Source organism: Bacillus sp. FSL K6-1033, assembly GCF_038630765.1.
Classification (GTDB): domain Bacteria; phylum Bacillota; class Bacilli; order Bacillales; family Bacillaceae; genus Bacillus; species Bacillus altitudinis.
Genome location: NZ_CP152041.1, coordinates 1160009 through 1180686, shown reverse-complemented (window position 1 = coordinate 1180686; position 20678 = coordinate 1160009). Strand labels below are relative to the sequence as shown.

Genomic DNA, 20678 nt, shown 5'->3' with positions numbered 1-20678 from the left:
TCTGTTTTAATTTTGCCTATACGTTTTGAGAAGTTGTGTTTCGATCGATCATAGTCGTGTTTCGATCGATTTTTTGTATTTGTATCGATGTTGTGTTTCGATCAGTTGCAATAGTGTACACTCCTGCAGCTGCAACCACAGTAAGAGCAATCATCTTAAAACCCTTCTTAAAACTCATACAAACAATCCCCTCTCTGAATTTTGAGTTGTGTTTCTAATACCTTTTGATAAGCAGCTGTTGCTTCTTCAAATTGACCTTTTTTCCCATACTCATCTGCATACACTATATAGCATGCCTCAGCGTAAGCGAAAAGCTGTTTCTGTTCTAGATACTGAAATACTTCGGCCAGCTGCTCCTCATTTATATTATTAACATAAACCGCTTCTAAGAAGTTAAATAGATTTTCATAAAGCTTATTAGGGGCTTCCTTAAGTATATTAGTTCCTTGTTTTAAAGATGCTTCTCCTTCTTTAAGTCTTCCTGCTTTAAATTGCGTACAGCTAATCGCAAAATACAATTTTGTAAGAAGCTCAGAATCATCATCTGCCTTTAGAATAGCCTTCTCAAAATAATTGATTGCTTCATCCCATTGACCGTCTCTATCAAATGTATGGCCAATATTCAAAAATGCTTTAGTTAGGATTTTTTGATCTCCAATTTCCTCTGCTATTTTAATTGCATTCTTTAGATGAGGAATTGATTTATCATGTCGAGCCAAATCATCATAATTTCCTGCTATGACAAATAAACATTGAATTTTTCTTACTTTATACAGATCATATTGATCGTAGATTTCCAGAGCTTTTAAAATATGATGCATCGAGACGTGGGTTTGTTTCATAATATAGTAAGCTTCAGCCACCTTGAAATGAAATTCAGCTTGTTCAATTTCATCTATAACTAGCGTAAGTTGTTTCTCCGCCATTTTATAGTATTGGATGGCCTGTACATATTCTTTTATACTGAACTCGTACATCCCACGAAAAAAAGCGTTGTAATACTGCAGCATGCCGGACAATTTATGATTGGAGTTTTCTATTTTATCAACTAAGTCTGCAATGGATAAAGAGCGTTGATCAGAGGGCTTAATATAATCAAGCATAAGCTGATGACGAAAGCACATCAATTGATAGTAAATCAGTAAATCCTGGTCTTCTTCCATTCGTTCAATTTCTTGTTCTACCTCAGCTTTCAAAATCTCTGCATCTGGAACACTAAATTGACGAATCATTTTATACCATTCATTTATTTTCACACCAACATGTGAAGAAAGAACCTTCTCCATCCCCTTACTCCCCTTCTACAAGATTTCCTTATATTACATTTATTATGACATACAGAAATTTACAAGACACCGAAAAGAAACCGCAAAAAGAACCATTGTACATCAATAAACCTTTGGCACATGTCTTTATCATCACAAAACTAAAAGGCAGACTCATTTCAGTCTGCCTTCATCTTCTAGATTTCCATGAGAATACCTTTTGTCTTCAGGTAATTTGCATTGAATCTAGCCTTTTTTCTTTTAATATTGCATACAATTTCGTGATGTCTAGATCGATCACCAGACTATATGAGCATCGGGTTACCGTCATATAATGTCATATAATGATGAAAGTGCTCTTTTCTCGGATAATTTTCATCTATTTGTTTAAACATTTTTTATCTCCTCCTGAATGTAATTTCTTGTATTCAGGAGGAAGCTTTATCTGTTTTTACCACCACAATCATCCTTTCAAAAGATATATCATGTTTCTGTCTATTCAAAGACTACCATGACCTTTACCTACGTTAAAGCCTGCAGCAACTCTTCGTAAGTTATCTTGCCCAACGTGAATTTTTCTAGTGCTATATATGTATTCTCCGCTGAGGTATTCATTCTATTATGACAGTCATTCACTAGCTCATGTTCATTTGGTAATGGTTCATGTATATGTTCTGTTTTTCGAAATGCTTCATAGTATCTTATACCAAATATTCTTTGGGACAACGCATTAATGTGAATTCCGTCCGGATTAGATATAAGGCCTTTCGCAGTAACATAATAACAATTTTCATGATGATGTGCATATTTTTGTAGTACCTCATTGATCAGTTGATATTCCACACATCCTGCGCCAAATGCTGTCTTTCCTAAGAAATCGCCCAAACCACCTATCACAAGCGGAATGTTAGGTACAGATAATTCAGTTCTTAGCTCATGAAATAATCTTCGTATTTTTTCATCGTATTCTTTGTATTTCCCATCTTGGCTGTCACTTTCTCCTTGATGCCATAATATCCCGGCCAATTCGCTATCTTCCTTTGCAAATGTAGCTTCATTTATTGCATGACGAAATAATACCCCATCTCGTGACCACTCATCAATGGAACTGCCACCTTCGGCACATGGAATAAGACCAATTTTTTCTCCCTCATGATCCTTACACCAAGTCTCCGCGAAGGAAGCCGCCAGTCCTACACCAGCTACCGGCCTATCAAAATGAATCGGTTCAGTCATCATTTGCCATCTTCCATTTCGCAGCATCATGATTCTTTCATTATAAATTGGCGGCACTTCATGCTTAAAGCCTCGACCCGCCATATTAGATTGTCCAATTAGTAAAAATGACTTCATATTTTTCTCCCCCTCTCTTTATTTTTCATATTTTCCTATTTTTGTTGAAAGAACAGTAAACAGCAATTACTTAGGGTAAGATCCTGATGCATCTATCAATCAGGTGGATCGACTATAATCAATCCACTTAAACCATTTTAACAAGAAGAAATCTCTTGTCCATGTTGTCATATGGGCTTACGTTAAACTTGTGAAAAAAACATATTCATGTATAATACAATTGATGTATCACACATGAATTTTAGGAGGGTGACCTTTTTGAAAAGAGAAGATGCCTTAAAACTAAGATCAGATATTAAGAAGATGATTATAATAACTGGGGTTTTTGAATCTCAAAATTTGCCCAATGGACCATTTGAAAAACCTCTACCAACTTCTCAAATGATGGCGTTAGAGGAAATAGAGATGGAAAAATTAACCGTTTGGCAACTATCCAATAAACTTAGATTAGAGACTTCAACTGTAAGTAGATTGGTAGATAAGTTAGTAAAAAAGGGACTTGTTTATCGTGAAGTAAATGAAGAAAACAGAAGAGAACTTTTTCTGCACCTCACAGAAAAAGGCCACATTACTGTTAATCGCTTAAGAGAACAATCCCTTACATTTTATCAACGTATCCTCAATAATTTATCAGAATCAGAACAAAAAATAGTTGTGGATGGTTTTGAATTATTTATTGATTCTATTTCTAAGTCTTTTGATTAGAGTGAGGTAAATCATACCCTTTGGAGGATAAAATGAGTTTGGATTTTGAACGTCCTATTATTGAACTAAAAGAGAAATTTGATGAATTAAAGAAAATGATGAAAGAACATAATGTAGATTTATCATCAGAAATTCAAGAATTAGAAAAACGTTTAAATAAAATGCAAGATGAAATTTATTTTAATCTTACACCTTTTCAACGAGTTCAAATTGCAAGGCTACGTAACCGGCCCACGACATTGGATTATATACCTTTATTGTTTACAAACTTTTTCGAACTTCATGGTGATCGATTATATGGTGATGATCAAGCAATGATAGGTGGTATTGCAAAATTTAAAGGGATGCCCGTTACGGTTATTGGTCATCAAAGAGGGAGAAGTACAAAGGAAAATATAGAAAGAAATTTTGGAATGTCACATCCAGAAGGATATAGAAAAGCGCTAAGACTGATGAAACAAGCTGATAAATTTAATCGCCCTATTATTACATTTATTGATACAATTGGCGCCTATCCAGGCAAAGGGTCTGAAGAACGTGGAATTTCTGAAGCGATAGCTCGAAATCTATTGGAAATGGCTACACTTAAAGTGCCAATTGTTTGTATTGTAATTGGAGAGGCATCAAGTGGTGGAGCTCTTGGTATTAGTGTCGGTAACCATATCCATATGTTAGAGTATTCATGGTACTCGGTCATTTCGCCAGAAGGAGCAGCATCTATCCTATGGAAGGATGCTAAGTATGCTCCAGAAGCTGCTAAACACATGAAAATTTCAGCAAAAGATTTAAAGCATTTAGGAATTATTGATGAAATCATTCCTGAAATTAAGGGTGGAGCACAAAATGATATAAAATCACAAGCAAAATTGATTGAATCTGCAATCGAATCATCTCTTAAAAAATTGATACGATTATCCTCGGAAGAGCTTATACAACAGCGGTATGACAAGTATAGACAAATAGAGAATTATAAATGAAAATACTTAAAACCGTATTACATTTCTGAGAATTCTTACTAAAAAGTTCTAGATATTTTGTAAGTAACCTCTTAAACTGGATATGCTGATACTATTAAAAGTGTGTGATCTGTATGGAAAAGGGATTTTTTGATTCTAAAAATACTGAGAAACAATCTGGTGGATAAAGTTCGTCCCCAATTCGTCCCCAATTCGCCCCCAACCAAAAGAAAAAAAACAAAAAACCCTTGCTAGGCAAGGGTTTCAACGATGATTCCGACTGGGCTCAAACCAGCGACCTCTACCCTGTCAAGGTAGATATGTAGAATCCTGTGATTATCACCGATATCCTCTATTCACTTATAAACCTTGATACATAAGCTTTCCTTACCCTTCTGTATCCTCTGGTGTTACTTCGTATTTTTTAAAAACCGAAAAAAATGTTACCTTTTTATACACCTGTTTTAAGCTTTATCACCATTAATATATTTCACTAACATAGCTGCTGCGTACATAAAGAATGCAGCGATTAAACCATTCACCATACTTCCAAAAACTACAATCAAAATCTGTCCTGCGTAATCTGTCCATGTTTTATCTGGAAATACAGCAATGTTCCATATACTCACCAGCATATAGAATCCAGTCACAACGATAAACGTCCAAACAACTAACTTTGATTTGAGCATTTAACGACAATCCTCCAATATCCATTTTCTTCTATGATAACATGAGTTCTTTTAAAATCCTCAATCAATTCACCTTGTTTAGACAAAGACGCTTCGGATGCACCAACAATCCTAATATTTTTATACGCCTAGAACGATGCTTTAATTTCATCATTAGTCGGCTCTCGCGTTCTAATTTCTTTAATTTTTTGTTTAGCCAAACTATAATAGCAGTATAAAAGATCATCAATATAATTAATGTAACTGTTCCTTTCTTCCTTCACCTTCAGAGCCCTATAGACCTTCAGCTCCTTGATTAGAGCATTTCAACTTGCTTCTCATCGATCCCTGGTAATATACAGATTTCACCTTACCACTCCTTGAAAGTTCATATTGAAATTTTCTTATAATCTATCTAACTCTAAAAACCGTTCATATTTTTACAAAAACACCCTTGATTTTATTATAAAAAATGGGATAATCAGGAATATCAAAATAAACAAGGGAGAGTTTTAAATGAGATTAAAAAAAATTTTAACTTTTTCGGCATTATCCTTTGCTTTACTTGTTTCTGCATCTCCTGCATTCGCTTCAACTTCTAATGCAGACAGCAACATGAGTCAAAAGGTAATAACTCCTCAAGATGAGCTGAAAACTATTCATCTAAAAGCCAATACACAAAAAGAATCTATCAAATGTTTCGGTCTCTTTATTAAAAGATGCATAAAAGGGTGATGGTACTTGGACAGGCAAAATAGATAGGGGGGTGACCCTCCTATCATTTTTAATTAGCTAACTTTAAAATATATAGCCGCCATCACTATGCCTATGTTAGTGATTTCAAGATTTTAATTCAACCTTGATAATTACTGTCTGTTGATGAGTTCCAAATGGTCTAATTTTACCTTTTGTTTGTTCCCATCTAAGAATATTAACATTGAAAAGTTGGTATTAGTCCGTTTACTTCTTTCCCCCATTATGCTTATGTTTCCACCGTTTGTTAAAAGATCAACCACTTTGAGAAAAAACGTTTCTTTTTGTTACATGCGCTTATATGTAACTAAACGTTACGTTAGAATGTATTTATTAAAGGGTAGGCAACAACAAATAGAAAAGAGAAATAGCTAAAGTAACAATATATGGAAATAAACTTGGTATCTCAGCATATACAGCCTATGAATTAGGGAAAAGAGAACCAGACCATAATACGTTAATAGCTATATCGAACATTTTAGATGTCTCGATTGATGTTCTTCCCAAAGGTAGAAACAACAAGTCGAATATTAAAAAGATCTCGAAACATTAATCGCTTCTCGAGATGGAGAAATTACAGAAGAAGAAGCTCGCGAATTATTAGAAATTAACCCTTAAAACACTGCAGAACACTTTAATCGTTTTGATCCTAAAGATACTGAGAAACAATCTGGTGGATAAAGTTCGTCCCTAATCAAAAGAAACAGAACGAATATTCGTTATCAGAAAAACAAAAAACCCTTGCTAGGCAAGGGTTTAAACGATGATTCCGACTGGGCTCGAACCAGCGACCTCTACCCTGTCAAGGTAGCGCTCTCCCAGCTGAGCTACGGAATCGGGTTATGTATCAGTTCTGGGCTTTCTGTTACTGACAGTCTCTATTATATAACCATCATGATCAGTCGTCAATGGTTTTGTTCAAAAAAGGAACAAAGCCGGTATCCATACCGGCTTTTTACTGACTTTTATGATTGGTTCACAAGGACGGGCTTTAGTTGATCTAGTGCTTGTTTGAAGTCCCTTTTGAGATCTTCTCCGTTTTCTACGCCCACACTTAATCGAAGTAAACCATCCGTGATGCCTCTTTTTTCTCTTTCTTCTTTTGGCATAGCGGCATGGGACATTTTGGCCGGATAGGAAAGAATGGATTCGACTGCTCCGAGGCTGACCGCGAATACAGGTAATGTGACGCCATCGACCAATTCTTTTACAGCCGCTTGGTTTTCTAGTTCAAATGAAAGAACAGCACCTGCACCGCTCGCCTGTTTCCGCTGAATGTCTGCCCCTGGGTGATCATCTAATCCTGGGTAATATACTTTTTTGACCGCAGGATGTTCTTTGAGGAATGAAGCCAGTTCTAATGCGGTTTGACTGGCTTTTTCTAATCTGACTTGAAGGGTCTTTAATCCTCTAAGCACAAGCCAGCAATCCTGTACGCCAAGTACTGCCCCGAAGGAGTTTTGCAGCGAATAAAGTTCGTCTCCTAGCTTCTCATCTTTTACCACGGCTAAGCCTGACAGTACATCACTGTGGCCACTTAAAAATTTCGTTGCGCTGTGCAGCACAACGTCAACACCAAGGTCCAGCGGACGCTGAAGCGCAGGCGTTAAAAACGTATTATCTAAGAAAGTCAGACAGTCATGTTCTTTCGCAATCTGTACGACACCTTCAATATCCGTAATACCGAGTGTAGGGTTTGACGGTGTTTCCATGTAAATGACTTTTGTATTTGATTGAATGCCTTGTTTCACTTCATTCAAATTGGTCATGTCCACAAAGGTATGCTCAATCCCAAATCTCGAAAGAACTTGGGTGATCATTCGAAAAGTCCCGCCGTACACATCTCTTGTGACAAGAACGTGATCTCCTTTTGATAACAGAAGAAAAGCGGTTGAAATGGCTGCCATACCTGACGCAAAGGCAAGACCCCTTGTTCCTCCTTCTAGCGCTGCAATGGTATCCTCTAATGCCTGACGTGTAGGGGTGCCTGATCGGGAGTAGTCATATTGACCAAAGTCATCGAAGCTGCTTTGGTGAAATGTCGATGCATGTTGAATCGGTACACTGACTGCACCTGTTGAACGGTCTGTTTTAAACGCATTATGAACGAGTTGTGTTTCTAGTGTCCAATCGTGTGTGGTCATTTCGTGTGTACCTCCTCTTTCACATTTGATAGTGCCTGTTTCAGGTCTGCTTTTAGGTCCTCCACATGCTCAATCCCGACTGAGAAACGGAGCAATTTGTTACACACACCGTTTGCAATACGAATCTCTTCTGGGATGTCCATATGAGTTTGCGTTGCAGGATATGTAATGAAGCTTTCGACTCCGCCAAGGCTTTCAGCAAAACAAATCGTTTTCAGCTGCTTCAAAAATGGATTGACCCAGTCCTCTTTGGCTACTCGGAATGACAGCATGCCTCCCTTGCCTGGGTAAAGGACATCTTGAATTTCAGGCTGCTGCTTTAGAAAATCAGCTAATTCCTTCGCATTTGCTTCGTGCTGGCGCATTCTCAGCGCCAATGTTTTCATTCCTCTCATTAAAAGCCATGAGTCAAATGGAGATAAAACCGCCCCAATGGCGTTTTGATGCTGGAACATGTCTTCCGATAGCTTCTCTCCTTTTGTGACGACAAGTCCGGCAAGAACATCGTTATGTCCGCCTAAATATTTGGTTGCACTATGAATGACAATGTCCGCTCCGAGTGTAATCGGTTTTTGCAAGACGGGCGTATAAAAGGTGTTATCCACAATGACCAATGCACCGTGTTCTTTTGCGATTTTCGCAACCTTTTGAATATCCGCTTCCTGCATGAGTGGGTTTGTTGGCGTCTCAATAAAGACGGCTTTTGTATTCGGCGTCATTTTAGAGCGTAAACAGTCTTCATCTGAAAAATCATCATAAACAAAGCGCAGTCCGTACTTTTTCCATTCGTTTTCAAATAGACGGTATGTACCGCCATATAAATCTGATGAAACAATGAGTTCATCCCCGCTCTCAAACAGCGCCATGATCGTTTGGATGGCAGCCATTCCCGAACTGAAGGCAAAACCGGCCGTTCCTTCTTCGAGTGAAGCAATTGCATCTTCTACAAGCTGCCTTGTTGGGTTTTTCGTCCGAATATAATCAAATCCTGTTGATTCCCCAATGCCTCTATGTCTGTAAGCTGTTGAAAGATAAATGGGAGGACTGACAGTACCAGTCACCTCTTCGCTGCGGTTTCCAATTTGCGCTAACTTCGTTTCCACATGTTCTGTCATTTGACACCATCCTAAGTAAAAATCTAATTTCAAAACAGAAAAACCCCTTCTTCATAAGAAGAAGGGGTTTAATCGCTTCCTCTTATCTTCCAAGCAAAAAAGCTGCTTGCTGGATTTAGCACCTTGGTACATCACATGAAGTGATGCATACCGGTTGCTGAGGTTTCAAAGGGCCAGTCCCTCCACCTCTCACGATAAGAATGTGTTGTCTGTCTGTTCTAATTCTTAATACTGTAACGCATTAAACCTCATTTTTCAAGGGGAAATGTAACGATTAATTAAAATTTTCTGTATTTTGTAGTAGATTGGATGTAAGCCAATTTGATTGCATGTTAGCATATAGGAACAACGCTGTTTTTCGTGTTACAATGAATGGAAACGTTTCACTTATGATGAATTTGGTTAGCTGGAGGAATGGATTATGGTGAAGAAAACAGGCATCATTCAAGAAGAAACCTTACAGTCAAAAGAACTTGGGGCAGATATGACCATTTTGATTTATTTACCAGTCAATTACTCCCCCCTTTATACATATCATGTCATCATTGCACAAGATGGTCATGATTATTTCCGTCTAGGTAAAATAGGCAGACAAGCGGAAGAATTAATGCAAAACAAAGAAATGGAACGCTCGATTATCATTGGTGTCCCATATGAAAATGTTACTGAAAGGCGAAATACGTATCATCCAGACGGACCAAAGTTCGAGGCGTATAAACGCTTTTTGGCAAATGAACTAGTTCCGTATATTGATGAACACTATCCAACGTATCAAGTTGGATCAGGTCGTACATTTATTGGTGATTCATTAGGTGCTACGATCTCACTTATGACAGCCATTGATTATCCTTCGTTATTTGGCGGACTGATTTTGCAGTCTCCTTACGTGGATGAGTCTGTTCTGCAAGCAGTCAAACAGTCATCATCCCTTGCTCATTATGCCATTATCCATCAAATCGGGTTAGAAGAAACAGCTGTGAAAACGACAGATGGGCAAGTGCTTGACTTTATTCAGCCGAACGAAGAATTAAAGGTCATTTTGGAGAAGTCCGGTGCGGATTATTTATTTGAGACATTCGAAGGCGATCATAAATGGACGTTTTGGCAACCGCTCATTTCACCTTCCTTAAAAAGAATGCTCCCATATTCGTTAATCAACTGAATTTTGTTATAATAAAAAATAATAAATACTTTCTTAATCAGGAGGGAACATGATGAAATACGGAGTTGTTTTATTTCCATCAAAAAAATTGCAAGACATTGCGAACTCTTATCGGAAACGTTATGATCCGAACTATGCACTCATACCACCTCATTTAACATTAAGAACACCTTTTGAATTAACGGATCTAGAAGCAGCTGAGGTCGTCTCCACCTTGCGAGAGTACGCAAAAAATGCTTCTCCTATTACGTTACGTATTAAAAAATTCAGTTCATTCGCTCCTGTAAACAACGTGATTTATATGAAAGTAGAACCGAACGAAGAATTAATGACTCTCAATGAGAAGTTGTACACTGATCCGCTTGCTGGTACACCTGAATATGCATTTGTTCCGCATGTGACAGTGGCTCAAAAGTTATCAGACGATGAGCATTCAGACGTTCTAGGCACATTGAAGCTGAGAAAAATTGACCACGAGGAAACGGTTGACCGCTTCCACCTTTTATATCAATTAGAGAACGGTTCTTGGACCGTTTATGAAACATTTATCTTAGGAGAAGAGGGTTAAAGACATTTGAATACAGTCATCGTAAAAGAACAAACACAACGAGAAGATGCTTATTATGTTCGAAAAGAAGTTTTCGTAAAAGAACAAGAAGTCCCGTTAGAGATCGAAATTGATGAACTTGAGGACGAAGCCATTCACTTTGTCATTTATAATGATGACAACAAACCACAAGCTGCTGCTAGACTGCGCATAATTGAAAGTCATAAGGCAAAGCTTGAACGAATTTGTGTATTAAAAGAGGCGCGCTCTTTCGGTCTTGGCCACCAGCTTTTAGAAGCACTTGAGTCTGAAGCGATGGCAAACGGAGCGAAAGAAGCTGTCATGCATGCACAAGTCCAAGCTCTTCCTTTCTACGAAAAGAAAGGCTACAAAGCCGTTTCAGAACCGTTTGAAGAAGCAGGGATTACACATGTCAAAATGACAAAAACACTATCCGTTTAACGAAAATAAAAAGCCAGGGCATCATGGATGCTCTGGCTTTTTATTGATTCCATCTCGTTCGCTCAGGAAGAAAGCGCAGTCATTTAGACGTAAGTATTGATATGAACGCCCTTACCTTCTTCCATAAACATATCTCGTACAAAGCGTTCCCGCTTTTTTTGCTGTACTTTCGTTTCCGCTTCTGTCACTAAGTCCTCTTTTTTCTCCAGCTCTCTGTATACCTTGTCATGAAAGGTGCGGGTGACCTTCGTCACTTTCGCATAGTCTTCTTTATCCTGAGGAGCAGGACGATTGATATATTGAAAATACAGATCCGGCTGAATCGGGGCTATATATCCCATCAAGAACGCCTCCTTTGCTTCTCTTCTACTCTACTATTCCCTAATTATGACTGTTTGAAACACGCCTCATTTGATATGATTAGATGTGTTTCTTTTTAAGATTGATTGACTATTGGAGGACTAGCTTTGAAATGCGCACGACGACATGATCGAACGATCTCATTACATACATATTCGAGAGAACACTATCAATTCCTCCATGATGAGGGGAAAAAAGGGCATTTATCTTGCCCATATTGCGGACAACCCGTCTTTTTTAGATTAAATATACATGAAGAACCTGCCTTTATCCATAAGCAAATTTCTCAGCAAGAGATTTGCGAAAAAAGAGAACAACAAGAGGAAAAGAAACCGGCTGAACGAGAGGAACATGCATCCTACAAAGAACTTGGCGGCTTTCGCTTTCCAACCGGCAAACAGATCATCTCACAAACAGAGGAATCGGATGACTGGCAGGAACCAAGGTCCATTCAATTTGGCGAAACCTTTCATTTAGAAAAGAATGAAGAAGTGCATACCATTGACCTCTTTCCACACATCACCTTTAGCGCACCGCAGCTTCAAGCAGTCACACACAAAGACGGTCCGATGCTTGTGCTAGCTGGCGCCGGCAGCGGGAAAACAAGGGTACTGACAGCAAGAGCTGCTTATCTGATGTCGCACCATCAAATCCCTGCTCACCATATCCTGCTCGTGACCTTCACCACAAAAGCAAGCAGTGAAATGAAAGAAAGACTGCGTATGCAGTATCAGCTTCATCCTTCACAGGCGAGCCAAGTTGTGACAGGCACATTCCACAGTTTATTTTATAAAATGCTGCTTCACGATGATCGGGGCAAATGGAACGGACAGCATTTGATTAAATTCGACTGGCAAAAAGAGCAGTATATTCGCAAAGCGATCATGAATGAAGGACTTGATGAAAAAGACTATCCAACCGATCAAGTGCTGCAATCAATCGGCTATTGGAAAAATGCTTTTTTACCAAACGAACTTCCTGAGCTGAAAGATGAAAAGGAAAAGCAAATGTGGACAATCTATCAATCATACGAACAGCAAAAGCGTGAAAATCAACAATTTGACTTTGATGACATGGCGATTGCCTGTTTACACATGCTGAATAAGCAGCCTGAATTGCTCAAACAATATCAAGAACGATTCAAGTATATTTTAGTAGATGAATTTCAAGATATTAATCCCGTACAATATCAATTAATCCAGCTTTTAGCTGGAGAATCCGAGCAGCTATTTTGTGTAGGCGATGATGATCAAGCCATCTATGCATTTAGAGGAAGCAATCCTGCTTTTATTCTTGACTTCAAACAGGACTATCCTTCGGCCGAGATCGTCCATTTACATGCAAATTACCGCTCTCATCATACGATTGTCGCAAGTGCAGACGCCATTATTAAGAAGAACCAGCATCGTTACGAGAAAACGTTAAAAGCCGTACGCGTGGAGAAAATTCCGCCGACTCTTTTTTATCCATATGACGAGGAAGAGGAAGCGACCATGATCGTAGCAGATATTCAGGAGAAAATTAAAAACGGTGCAAAACCGAATGACTTTTGCGTGCTGTTTAGAACGAATACAGGAGGCCGTGCGATTTATGAACGTCTTCATCAATCGGCGATTCCGTATCAAACCGATGCTGGTGTAAAAGCCTTTTATAGCAGAAGAATTGTTCGGGTGCTGCTCGCTTTTCTTTCGCTAAGTCAGGATGCAGATGATGTCGCCGCAATGAAGCTGCTGCTGCCCGTTTTCTTTTTAAAGCAGCAAACACTGAATACCATGAAGGCGCTGACCATTACGGAAGATTGTTCTATGGTAGAGGCACTTGGAAAGCTAACAGACATTCAGCCGTTTCAGCGCAAAAAACTACAATCGATCGTTCCCCTGTTTCGAACGTTAAAATCGTTAAAGCCATCTGAAGCTGTAGCGTTTATTGAACAAAGGATGGGACTTGGTGATTATTTAAAAAAACGTGTGAATGATACGAATGTGCTTGAAAAAGGAACAGATGATGTACGAGATGTGAAAACAGCGGCGAAACGTTTTGAAACAATTGAAGCCTTCCTCGCTCATGCCGAACATATGAAATCTGCTGAAAAGGAAAAATCAGATGAACCAGGCGTTCAGCTCATGACGATCCACCGTGCGAAGGGACTAGAATTCCAAACAGTGTACATCACGAGCGTGGTTGATGGGGCGCTCCCTCATGACTTTGCACTTGATGAGCTGAGAAACGGTGATGAAGAAGCCATTGAAGAGGAGCGGCGCTTATTATACGTTGCCATGACGAGAGCAGAACAAACCCTTTATCTATCCGTTCCATCATATAGAAGAGGAAAAACTGCTCACCGCTCCCGCTTTTTGTACCCCCTTTTAAAGAAAAATCGTGAATTATTCACACAAAAACAACAGGCCCCCCTTTAAATGGAGAGCCTGTTGTTTATTTTTTGTTGTTCATCATTTTAGCGATTGTATTAAAATCAAGCTTTTCTTTTCCACTTGTAATCGATTGAACGATTTTGTCTTCCATTTCTTTAGGTACACGTTTGTTTGCAAGCTGCGCCACTTTTTTAATGACACCTCGAACGGTATTCTCATCTTTAAAGTTCGCGTTTTGCAAAGAACCTGCAAGCTTAAAGACATCATTCATATTTACACCTGTTTTATTTTCCACACTTTTAAAGAACTTATTATCCATTCCTTTGCCTCCTCTTTGTGGAGTAATCACCTTACTATATGAAAATAGGCGAGATATGTGCCTATCCTGCTGCCTTGTTAGCAAAGAGAAAGGAAAGCAAAAGGCTTCCCTATTGCTTCCCTCACCTTCTTACTGTTTAGTTAAAGAAAGAAGCACCAACGATGATTAGAAGAATGAAAAGCACGACGACAAGAACAAAAGTTGAACCATAACCGCCGCCGTAGCCGCCACCATAACCTCCGCAATAACCGCCACCGTAACCGTAACAACTCATATTTAAGCACCTCCTCTTCTCCCTTACAAAATATGAAAAATACATGAAATGGTTTGGACGATCACATAAAAAAGTGCGGAATTTTTATTTCTGCTGTTTAAAGACGTAATCTGCCTCTCCATGACGGATCATGAATGCTTCTGTTTCTTTCGCAAAAGTATCCATTTTCTCGCCAAATGCTTTTAAGTGCTCTTCAAGATCCTTCGCTTTATTCGCTAGATCCATTTCAGCTTTTTCGTGCGCTTGCTCTTTCCCATCATGGGGTTTAGTGAACAAGGAACCGATTAATTGTTCGAATGCATCCATTCTGGTCACCCCTTCTCTCTTACATATGCATCACCCAAAAAAAGGGCAACAAAAAAACCGGATAAATCCGGCTTTTGTTTTTCCCTATTGAGGTTTCTTTTTCTTCCCGCAGCCGCAGCCCGTCTTCTTGATTTTCTTCGTATATACAGATTGTTGATTTGACTGCGCTGGATACCCTTGAAGCATATGTGACGGTGTTTCAGTTGGTTTCATCGCAACCCTTCCTTTCCTATTCCATGTTAGTATATGCATTTTCTTTAAGCGTGTCTGATCAGAATGCCTGTTTATTTCACAAGCTTCGACACGACTGCTTCAATCAAGCCTGCTGCGGCGGCAATCGCTAATAGTAAATTAAGCCACATGCTGATGACAGGAAAAAATATGTATATCAGTAGTAAAGCAGCAGTGCACCACATACCCGTACACCAATAACAGCTTAACAGCTCTCCTATCCAAGATCGCAGTCCCTTCCCCTTAATGACGATATAGGTCTCGACTTCACCTTGTTCGTTTACCTCTTCTTGCTCTTCATGAAATAGACGGCGAAAGGGGGCTGTAATCGTATCAAACACGATCAATCTCGTCAGCCTAAAGGATGCGAGGGCAAATATAGCAAATGACAAAGCGCCGCTCATGGAACCTCCACCTCCTTCATTCTTCTTTTTCCGTCCTTTCTTTATATATGCAAAAAGAAAGACCACCATGATGAATCGGGTGCAAATAAAATTGGGTTGTACTTTTTCATGCTTTCCGATTCCACCTTGAGCCCCTGCTGCATTAAATAATGTATAGATAAGAAAGGAGTGAAAGTATTGTCTATTGAAGAAAGTGCTGATTTATTATACACACAACTGTTGAACGAATTAATCAGCAATTATGATGATTTCATCGAGATCAAGGATTCCGAAAATGTCACGATTCATAAAACAGATGTAACAGCCGCACTCTCCCTTCAAGCGACCGTAACGACAATCATTACTCTTTTAATTCAAATTCTTGTACCAGATGATGAAGTGGCTGCAAACATCACAGAACAGCTTTTAGCTGCACAACAAGTGACAGTTCAAAAGAAAACAGTGATTCAAATCATCAATTGTTATAACGTCACGATTACATTATCTGATGCATCCATTATGAACTCCGTACAAATTCTCACTCAAACACTGAATGTACTTTTAGTTGAAGCCGGCATTCTTTGACCCTTTCTTTTTCTAACATCACGTATGAAAGAGGTGAAATAATCGTGGCTGAAGAGAACGAAAAAAAGGAGTTTCAAATCAACACTGATGTTGATCCATTAACAAGCCTTCTTGTGAGTGATATTTTAAACAAAAATAATGTCACAGATGATCAGAAAGCAAACCTTTCAGAAGATCAAAGAAGGATGATTTTGAAGCTGGTTCAGGATTTACAAAAGAAAGCAGATGATTTCGTACAGCAGCAGCAGGAGAAAAAGCGTCAGGCAGAGGCAGCAAAACATGCAGAAGAGGTCGAGCCTGAACCACAAGTGCGCCCTAAACGAAATTCACTTAGAGAACGTATCCAGCAGCGTCGTCAAGCGCAGCAAAATAACGATTAAATAAAAATGGGTTGCCTGCTAGGATAAATGCCCGAGACAAAACCAATCATTCCAGCATTTAATAAAGTAAACGGAAGGAGGAAAAGAAATGGATTCTAAACCATACTCTTGGGTCGCACTAGATCGCAACTGTACACACCACGGCGATTACCATCATAACTACGAAAGAAAAGCAGTTTGTGACGGCCACTATTATGATGATGAAGATGTTTTACAAGACTTTGATCAAGTGAGTGTAACAAAGCAGACATCTGAGGAAGTCATTATCGTTAGAGATTCTTGTGACATTAACGTCTCTTCTGTTGATGCACAGGTTGCAGCATCTATCCAAGCAGCTGTTCAAACAGCGATCATCACCATTACAAACATCTCAATCGCTGATGGTGACCTAGCTGACCGCGTCACGCAAGATCTATTGCAAGCAGCTAGCCACAAACAAACAAATCGCCAGAAACTTGTCATCGAAAACTCTAGAAACGTTACAGTCTCTACAATCGATGCAGACATCTCTATTGCCATCCAAACGCTTACACAGACACTTGTTGCGACGATCGTTGCAATTGGTATCCTCTAATGTACAAAAGCAGAGCGAAAAGCTCTGCTTTTCCTTTTTCTAAAAATACAACAAAGATAAATAGTCATTTACCCACACCAACTAGAGGGCGCATACATATGTTGTTAAGGACTAAAGTCAAATACCTTGTTAAAGGAGCTGAAATCCATGAGCTGCGGAAAACACCATGGCCGACATGATGAAAACTGTGTATGCGATGCGGTTGATAAGATTTTAGCAGAGCAGGAAGCTGTAGAAGATAAATGTCCTACGAGCTGCTACAGTAATTTATTAAGCCCGACAGTTTCTGGAAAAGATACGATTCCGTTTTTACTTTTTGATAAAAAGGGCGGATTGTTCTCTACTTTCGGAAACATTGGAGGATTTGTTGACGATTGCCAATGCTTCGAATCCATTTTCTTCCGGGTTGAAAAATTGCATGACTGCTGTGCCACATTATCTGTATTAAGACCTGTTGATGTACACGGACATACGCTAAGCGTTTGTCACCCTTGCGATCCTGACTTCTTTGGTTTAGAAAAAGCGGACTTTTGTATCGAAGTTGATTTGAACTGTTTCTGCGCGATCCAATGTTTAAATCCAGAACTTGTCGACAGAGTCCTGCCAACAAAAGATAAAAAGCATCATCACCACGGCTAAACCAATCGCCCGCTCATCTAACTTGTCATAAGTCAAAGCATCCCCTTCCTCACGAATGACAACCAATCATGCGGAGCAGTCAGCAAAAGGCGGCCGCTTCCGCATTGATTGACATTAGATGCATCAACCGGCGAGACACATAATAAAGCTTATAGATGATGATGACAGTGCTCAAACACTCAAACAAATTTCCTTGTATAGGAGGGTTGAATATGAGCCGCAAACATTCATGGAACTGTGTAGCAGAGGCTGTTGAAAACATAAACGACTTACAAAATGCCGTCGAAGAGGATTGCCCGACCAGCTGTTACAGCAATCTCCTTTCTCCATCACATTCATTAGGTGACACTGTCCCGTTTGTTCTATTTACCTCAAAATCAAAACCATTCGTCGCATTCGGAAACGTCGGAGAAGTAGATGCTGGCCCTTGCTTCAGCACTGCATTTTTCAGAGTCGAACACATCTCTGATCACTGCGCAACACTCAGCTTGCTTATTGCATTTGACAAAGATCGTCATATTTTAGATTTTACAGATAAAGATTCCGTATGTGATGTGTTCCGTTTAGAAAAATCAAAATATTGCATTGAAGTAGACCTTGACTGCTTCTGCGCAATCGAGTGCTTAAATCCAAGACTCATCAACCGTAGCTGCTAACAAAAAAAGTCCCGTTATGGGACTTTTTTTATGTTCATTAAAAACCAAGTGGATGAATAGAAGAAATATCACCAATCGCTAATTCCACTGGATTACCGCCGCCTGCTGTGCGGATGACCACCATATTGTCTTTTCTCTCCATGATGATTCCTCTGTATGTTTTTCCATCGGCTTCAATGAGGCAAAGCGCTCTCGGCATATTATGCGGCAGACTTGTAAGAAAATCGACTTTCTCCTCGATATTCATTTGGCTTAACGGCTTCTTCACTCGTTTTCTTCTTGGTTCTTCTTTTGTTTCATGAAATACGCCTTCTGGCTGTTTTTCTTGTTCTTGTACTGGCTCTCGATTTTGTGAATTATCTTTTTCTTGATTGATCTCCCGCTCTTGCTGTAGCGCAGGCGGCTCTTCTTTTTTCTGCTTTACTTCCTGTGATACAGGTTCTTGCACGCTTTCTTCGATTGCATCCTCTTTGGCGCTTTTTTTGGTTTCTGAAGGTTTTTCTGACTTCTTGCGCTTTCTCACAATATTTTGCATGGCCGGCGCTGATTCATCATAGCTCGGCTGAACAATATACATAAGCGGCTTTTGATTCTCATCACCTTTATTTGACATACTGATCCCTCCCGAATGATTCATTCCTTATATATATGAGAGGACACCCCAAATCAGAAGAAAAATAAAAAACAGCATACCAGTGATTGGTATGCTGCAAATCATTTATTCGTTTAGCGGGCAATGATATGGAAGCCAGAATCAACATGAAGATTCTCACCTGTCATGCCGCGCGATAAATCACTGAATAAGAATAGTGCTGTATCGCCAACTTCTTCAGGAGTCGTTGTACGGCGAAGCGGTGCACGCTCTTCAATATCCTTCAGGATCGTATTAAAGCCGCTGATTCCTTTTGCAGATAACGTACGAATTGGACCAGCAGAAATGCTGTTCACACGGATGCCTTCCGCTCCAAGATCAGCTGCTAAGTATTTCACACTTGCTTCAAGGGCTGCTTTTGCTACACCCATGACATTGTAGTTAGAGACAACGCGCTCTCCGCCTAGGTAAGTAAGTGTGACAATGCTTCCGCCTTCTGTCATGAGCGGACGTGCTGCTTTTGCTACAGCTGTTAGTGAATAGGCACTAATGTTGTGCGCTAAAAGGAAACCTTCACGGTTCGTGTTCAAATATTCACCGACAAGCTCTTCTTTGTTCGCAAATGCAATCGCATGTGCAACACCATGGATGACTTGTACTTTTTCTTTAATCGTTGCAAAACATTTTTCGATTTCTTCATCACTTGTCACATCACACGGAAGAATAATGGAATCATCACGCTCTAGCGTGCTTGCTAGCTCTTTTACTGATTCTGCCAGACGATCTCCAACATAAGTAAAAATCAAACGAGCTCCTGCTTCGTGAAGTGAACGAGCAATTCCCCAAGCGATGCTTCGTTTATTGGCAACACCCATCACCACAATATTACGGCCTTCTAAAGAAAAGTTCATATGTATTAAAGCCTCCTATTTTTTCAAGACATAGTATTAGTACCTGATCATAATCTTATCACAAATCATGAGATATTGACAATTTTGCTGAAAGAAAGTTTTTATTTCAGCAAAAAGACCGCCCTCACAAGTGAAGACAGTCTTCTTTTTATGCTTTGACTCTGTTTTGCTGATAAGCAAAGTGGTTAGTCGGTCCGTGCCCAGCGCCAATATTCAGAGGGAATTTGATCGCCTCATGGACAAAGGTTTCTGCCGTTTCAAAGGCTTCCTTCATGGAACGACCTTTTGCTATTTCTGCCGTTAATGCCGCTGCAAATGTACAGCCTGTTCCGTGTGTATGTGGTGTATCAATATGTTCATTACTGAGTTCAAAAAAGCTTTTTCCATCGTACAAAAGGTCTGTAATGAGGCCGTCTGAAGGGCTATGACCTCCTTTGATCACAACATAGGACGTGCCAAGCTCATAAAGTCGTTCTGCTGCTTTATGGCGATCGTCTTTTGTCTGAATGCGCATGCCTGTCAGCACTTCTGCCTCAGGGAGATTCGGTGTGACTGCATAACTGACAGGTAGTAACTGTGTTTTCATAGCAGAGACCGCATCTTCATTTAATAAAGAAGCGCCGCCTTTGGCAATCATGACTGGATCGACAATTAGTTTCAAGTCATATTGCTTCGTCTTTTCAGCAACGACACTGATCATGTCGGCACTCCACAGCATCCCTGTTTTAGCGGCATCTGGCAACAAGTCTTCTGCTACTGCATCAATTTGACTTTCGAGCGCCTCGATAGACAGTGGATAAATACCGTGAACACCAAGTGTGTTTTGAGCTGTAATGGCCGTAATGGCGGACATTCCGTACACACCAAGCTCCTGAAAGGTTTTCAAATCTGCTTGAATACCTGCTCCACCACCAGAATCAGTACCTGCGATGGTTAATGCTTTTTTAATCGTCATGTCATCTCACC

26 protein-coding genes, 1 tRNA gene, 2 pseudogenes and 1 riboswitch are annotated in these 20678 nt (G+C 39.6%); of the genes and pseudogenes, 12 read left to right on the top strand and 17 right to left on the bottom strand.

Annotated features, from left to right (window positions below):
* Positions 1–16: 16 nt before the first annotated feature.
* The 4 genes and pseudogenes from MHH31_RS05935 to MHH31_RS05920 form a co-directional block, all read right to left on the bottom strand.
* Positions 17–178: a RapH phosphatase inhibitor gene (locus tag MHH31_RS05935; RefSeq protein ID WP_178930054.1), complete on the bottom strand. Its 162-nt coding sequence runs from the start codon at positions 176–178 to the stop codon at positions 17–19.
* On the bottom strand, positions 168–1286 hold the full coding sequence (locus tag MHH31_RS05930; RefSeq protein WP_342473996.1) for a Rap family tetratricopeptide repeat protein: 1119 nt from the start codon (positions 1284–1286) through the stop codon (positions 168–170). The genes MHH31_RS05935 and MHH31_RS05930 overlap by 11 nt, the downstream gene beginning before the upstream one ends.
* A gap of 226 nt (positions 1287–1512) precedes the next feature.
* Positions 1513–1660: pseudogene (locus tag MHH31_RS05925) on the bottom strand (CatA-like O-acetyltransferase); the annotation flags it as partial.
* Between the two features lie 127 nt (positions 1661–1787).
* Complete coding sequence (locus tag MHH31_RS05920; RefSeq protein ID WP_326241615.1) at positions 1788–2618, bottom strand: sialate O-acetylesterase; 831 nt, start codon at positions 2616–2618, stop codon at positions 1788–1790.
* A 258-nt stretch (positions 2619–2876) separates the two neighbouring features.
* Here MHH31_RS05920 and MHH31_RS05915 point away from each other — a divergent pair, with 258 nt between their 5' ends.
* Positions 2877–3323 (top strand): MarR family transcriptional regulator, encoded by a 447-nt coding sequence (locus MHH31_RS05915; protein ID WP_047945567.1) that lies wholly within the window; start codon positions 2877–2879, stop codon positions 3321–3323.
* 32 nt (positions 3324–3355) lie between these two features.
* Positions 3356–4300: an acetyl-CoA carboxylase carboxyltransferase subunit alpha gene (locus MHH31_RS05910; protein WP_217967349.1), complete on the top strand. Its 945-nt coding sequence runs from the start codon at positions 3356–3358 to the stop codon at positions 4298–4300.
* 443 nt (positions 4301–4743) lie between these two features.
* Here the strand turns inward: MHH31_RS05910 and MHH31_RS05905 are convergent, their stop codons facing one another.
* Complete coding sequence (locus MHH31_RS05905; RefSeq protein WP_017359644.1) at positions 4744–4968, bottom strand: hypothetical protein; 225 nt, start codon at positions 4966–4968, stop codon at positions 4744–4746.
* Positions 4969–5463: 495 nt separating this feature from the next.
* Here MHH31_RS05905 and MHH31_RS05900 point away from each other — a divergent pair.
* Positions 5464–5674: pseudogene (locus tag MHH31_RS05900) on the top strand (hypothetical protein).
* A 790-nt stretch (positions 5675–6464) separates the two neighbouring features.
* Here MHH31_RS05900 and MHH31_RS05895 read toward each other — a convergent pair.
* From MHH31_RS05895 to MHH31_RS05885, 3 genes are all read right to left on the bottom strand, one after another.
* Positions 6465–6537: transfer RNA gene (locus MHH31_RS05895), tRNA-Val, on the bottom strand.
* A 128-nt stretch (positions 6538–6665) separates the two neighbouring features.
* Positions 6666–7844 (bottom strand): cystathionine beta-lyase, encoded by a 1179-nt coding sequence (metC, locus tag MHH31_RS05890; protein WP_017367031.1) that lies wholly within the window; start codon positions 7842–7844, stop codon positions 6666–6668.
* A complete protein-coding gene (locus MHH31_RS05885; protein WP_342495371.1) occupies positions 7841–8959 on the bottom strand; it encodes a methionine biosynthesis PLP-dependent protein in 1119 nt (372 codons plus the stop codon). Before MHH31_RS05885 ends, metC begins: the two co-directional genes overlap by 4 nt.
* 79 nt (positions 8960–9038) lie before the next feature.
* A riboswitch (SAM riboswitch) is annotated at positions 9039–9160 on the bottom strand.
* A gap of 220 nt (positions 9161–9380) precedes the next feature.
* Between MHH31_RS05885 and MHH31_RS05880 the strand changes: the two genes are divergently transcribed.
* The 3 genes from MHH31_RS05880 to MHH31_RS05870 are packed head-to-tail and all read left to right on the top strand — an operon-like array spanning position 9381 to position 11130.
* The gene (locus tag MHH31_RS05880; protein WP_342495370.1) at positions 9381–10121 is read left to right on the top strand and encodes an esterase family protein; all 741 of its coding nucleotides are present in this window, start codon (positions 9381–9383) and stop codon (positions 10119–10121) included.
* Between the two features lie 52 nt (positions 10122–10173).
* On the top strand, positions 10174–10689 hold the full coding sequence (locus tag MHH31_RS05875; RefSeq protein ID WP_024720139.1) for a YjcG family protein: 516 nt from the start codon (positions 10174–10176) through the stop codon (positions 10687–10689).
* Positions 10690–10695: 6 nt separating this feature from the next.
* Positions 10696–11130, top strand: a complete 435-nt coding sequence (locus MHH31_RS05870; protein WP_072367632.1) for a GNAT family N-acetyltransferase — start codon at positions 10696–10698, stop codon at positions 11128–11130.
* Between the two features lie 83 nt (positions 11131–11213).
* Here MHH31_RS05870 and MHH31_RS05865 read toward each other — a convergent pair whose 3' ends face one another.
* Positions 11214–11471 carry a hypothetical protein gene (locus MHH31_RS05865; RefSeq protein ID WP_008348414.1) on the bottom strand — a complete coding sequence of 86 codons (258 nt, stop codon included), beginning with the start codon at positions 11469–11471 and terminating at the stop codon, positions 11214–11216.
* A gap of 126 nt (positions 11472–11597) precedes the next feature.
* Between MHH31_RS05865 and MHH31_RS05860 the strand changes: the two genes are divergently transcribed.
* Entirely contained in the window at positions 11598–13907 is a 2310-nt protein-coding gene (locus MHH31_RS05860) for an ATP-dependent helicase (RefSeq protein WP_342495369.1), read from the top strand.
* A gap of 16 nt (positions 13908–13923) precedes the next feature.
* On the opposite strand, the gene MHH31_RS05855 is transcribed toward MHH31_RS05860, so the two are convergent.
* From MHH31_RS05855 to MHH31_RS05835, 5 genes are all read right to left on the bottom strand, one after another.
* A complete protein-coding gene (locus MHH31_RS05855) occupies positions 13924–14181 on the bottom strand; it encodes a stage VI sporulation protein F (protein ID WP_008348417.1) in 258 nt (85 codons plus the stop codon).
* Positions 14182–14317: 136 nt separating this feature from the next.
* On the bottom strand, positions 14318–14455 hold the full coding sequence (locus MHH31_RS05850; RefSeq protein ID WP_008348419.1) for a YjcZ family sporulation protein: 138 nt from the start codon (positions 14453–14455) through the stop codon (positions 14318–14320).
* An 84-nt stretch (positions 14456–14539) separates the two neighbouring features.
* Positions 14540–14761, bottom strand: a complete 222-nt coding sequence (locus MHH31_RS05845) for a hypothetical protein (RefSeq protein WP_008348420.1) — start codon at positions 14759–14761, stop codon at positions 14540–14542.
* Positions 14762–14845: 84 nt separating this feature from the next.
* On the bottom strand, positions 14846–14974 hold the full coding sequence (locus MHH31_RS05840) for a hypothetical protein (protein WP_008348422.1): 129 nt from the start codon (positions 14972–14974) through the stop codon (positions 14846–14848).
* A gap of 71 nt (positions 14975–15045) precedes the next feature.
* Complete coding sequence (locus tag MHH31_RS05835) at positions 15046–15396, bottom strand: DUF1360 domain-containing protein (protein ID WP_035700339.1); 351 nt, start codon at positions 15394–15396, stop codon at positions 15046–15048.
* Between the two features lie 177 nt (positions 15397–15573).
* On the opposite strand from MHH31_RS05835, the gene MHH31_RS05830 reads away from it, so the two are divergent.
* From MHH31_RS05830 to MHH31_RS05810, 5 genes are all read left to right on the top strand, one after another.
* Complete coding sequence (locus MHH31_RS05830; protein WP_041092031.1) at positions 15574–15960, top strand: spore coat protein; 387 nt, start codon at positions 15574–15576, stop codon at positions 15958–15960.
* A gap of 44 nt (positions 15961–16004) precedes the next feature.
* Positions 16005–16340 (top strand): hypothetical protein, encoded by a 336-nt coding sequence (locus MHH31_RS05825; RefSeq protein ID WP_035392394.1) that lies wholly within the window; start codon positions 16005–16007, stop codon positions 16338–16340.
* 88 nt (positions 16341–16428) lie between these two features.
* Positions 16429–16914, top strand: coding sequence for a spore coat protein (locus tag MHH31_RS05820; RefSeq protein ID WP_008348431.1), 486 nt, complete (start codon positions 16429–16431; stop codon positions 16912–16914).
* A 147-nt stretch (positions 16915–17061) separates the two neighbouring features.
* Positions 17062–17553 carry a CotY/CotZ family spore coat protein gene (locus tag MHH31_RS05815; RefSeq protein WP_144666782.1) on the top strand — a complete coding sequence of 164 codons (492 nt, stop codon included), beginning with the start codon at positions 17062–17064 and terminating at the stop codon, positions 17551–17553.
* Positions 17554–17765: 212 nt separating this feature from the next.
* Positions 17766–18209, top strand: coding sequence for a CotY/CotZ family spore coat protein (locus MHH31_RS05810; protein WP_008348434.1), 444 nt, complete (start codon positions 17766–17768; stop codon positions 18207–18209).
* A gap of 37 nt (positions 18210–18246) precedes the next feature.
* Here the strand turns inward: MHH31_RS05810 and MHH31_RS05805 are convergent, their stop codons facing one another.
* The 3 genes from MHH31_RS05805 to thiD all read right to left on the bottom strand — a co-directional run bounded on the left by MHH31_RS05805 (position 18247) and on the right by thiD (position 20667).
* Positions 18247–18822, bottom strand: a complete 576-nt coding sequence (locus MHH31_RS05805) for a CotO family spore coat protein (protein WP_047945549.1) — start codon at positions 18820–18822, stop codon at positions 18247–18249.
* A 113-nt stretch (positions 18823–18935) separates the two neighbouring features.
* Entirely contained in the window at positions 18936–19712 is a 777-nt protein-coding gene (fabI, locus tag MHH31_RS05800; RefSeq protein ID WP_003211867.1) for an enoyl-ACP reductase FabI, read from the bottom strand.
* A 148-nt stretch (positions 19713–19860) separates the two neighbouring features.
* Positions 19861–20667, bottom strand: coding sequence for a bifunctional hydroxymethylpyrimidine kinase/phosphomethylpyrimidine kinase (gene thiD, locus MHH31_RS05795; RefSeq protein WP_047945548.1), 807 nt, complete (start codon positions 20665–20667; stop codon positions 19861–19863).
* Positions 20668–20678 lie beyond the last annotated feature (11 nt).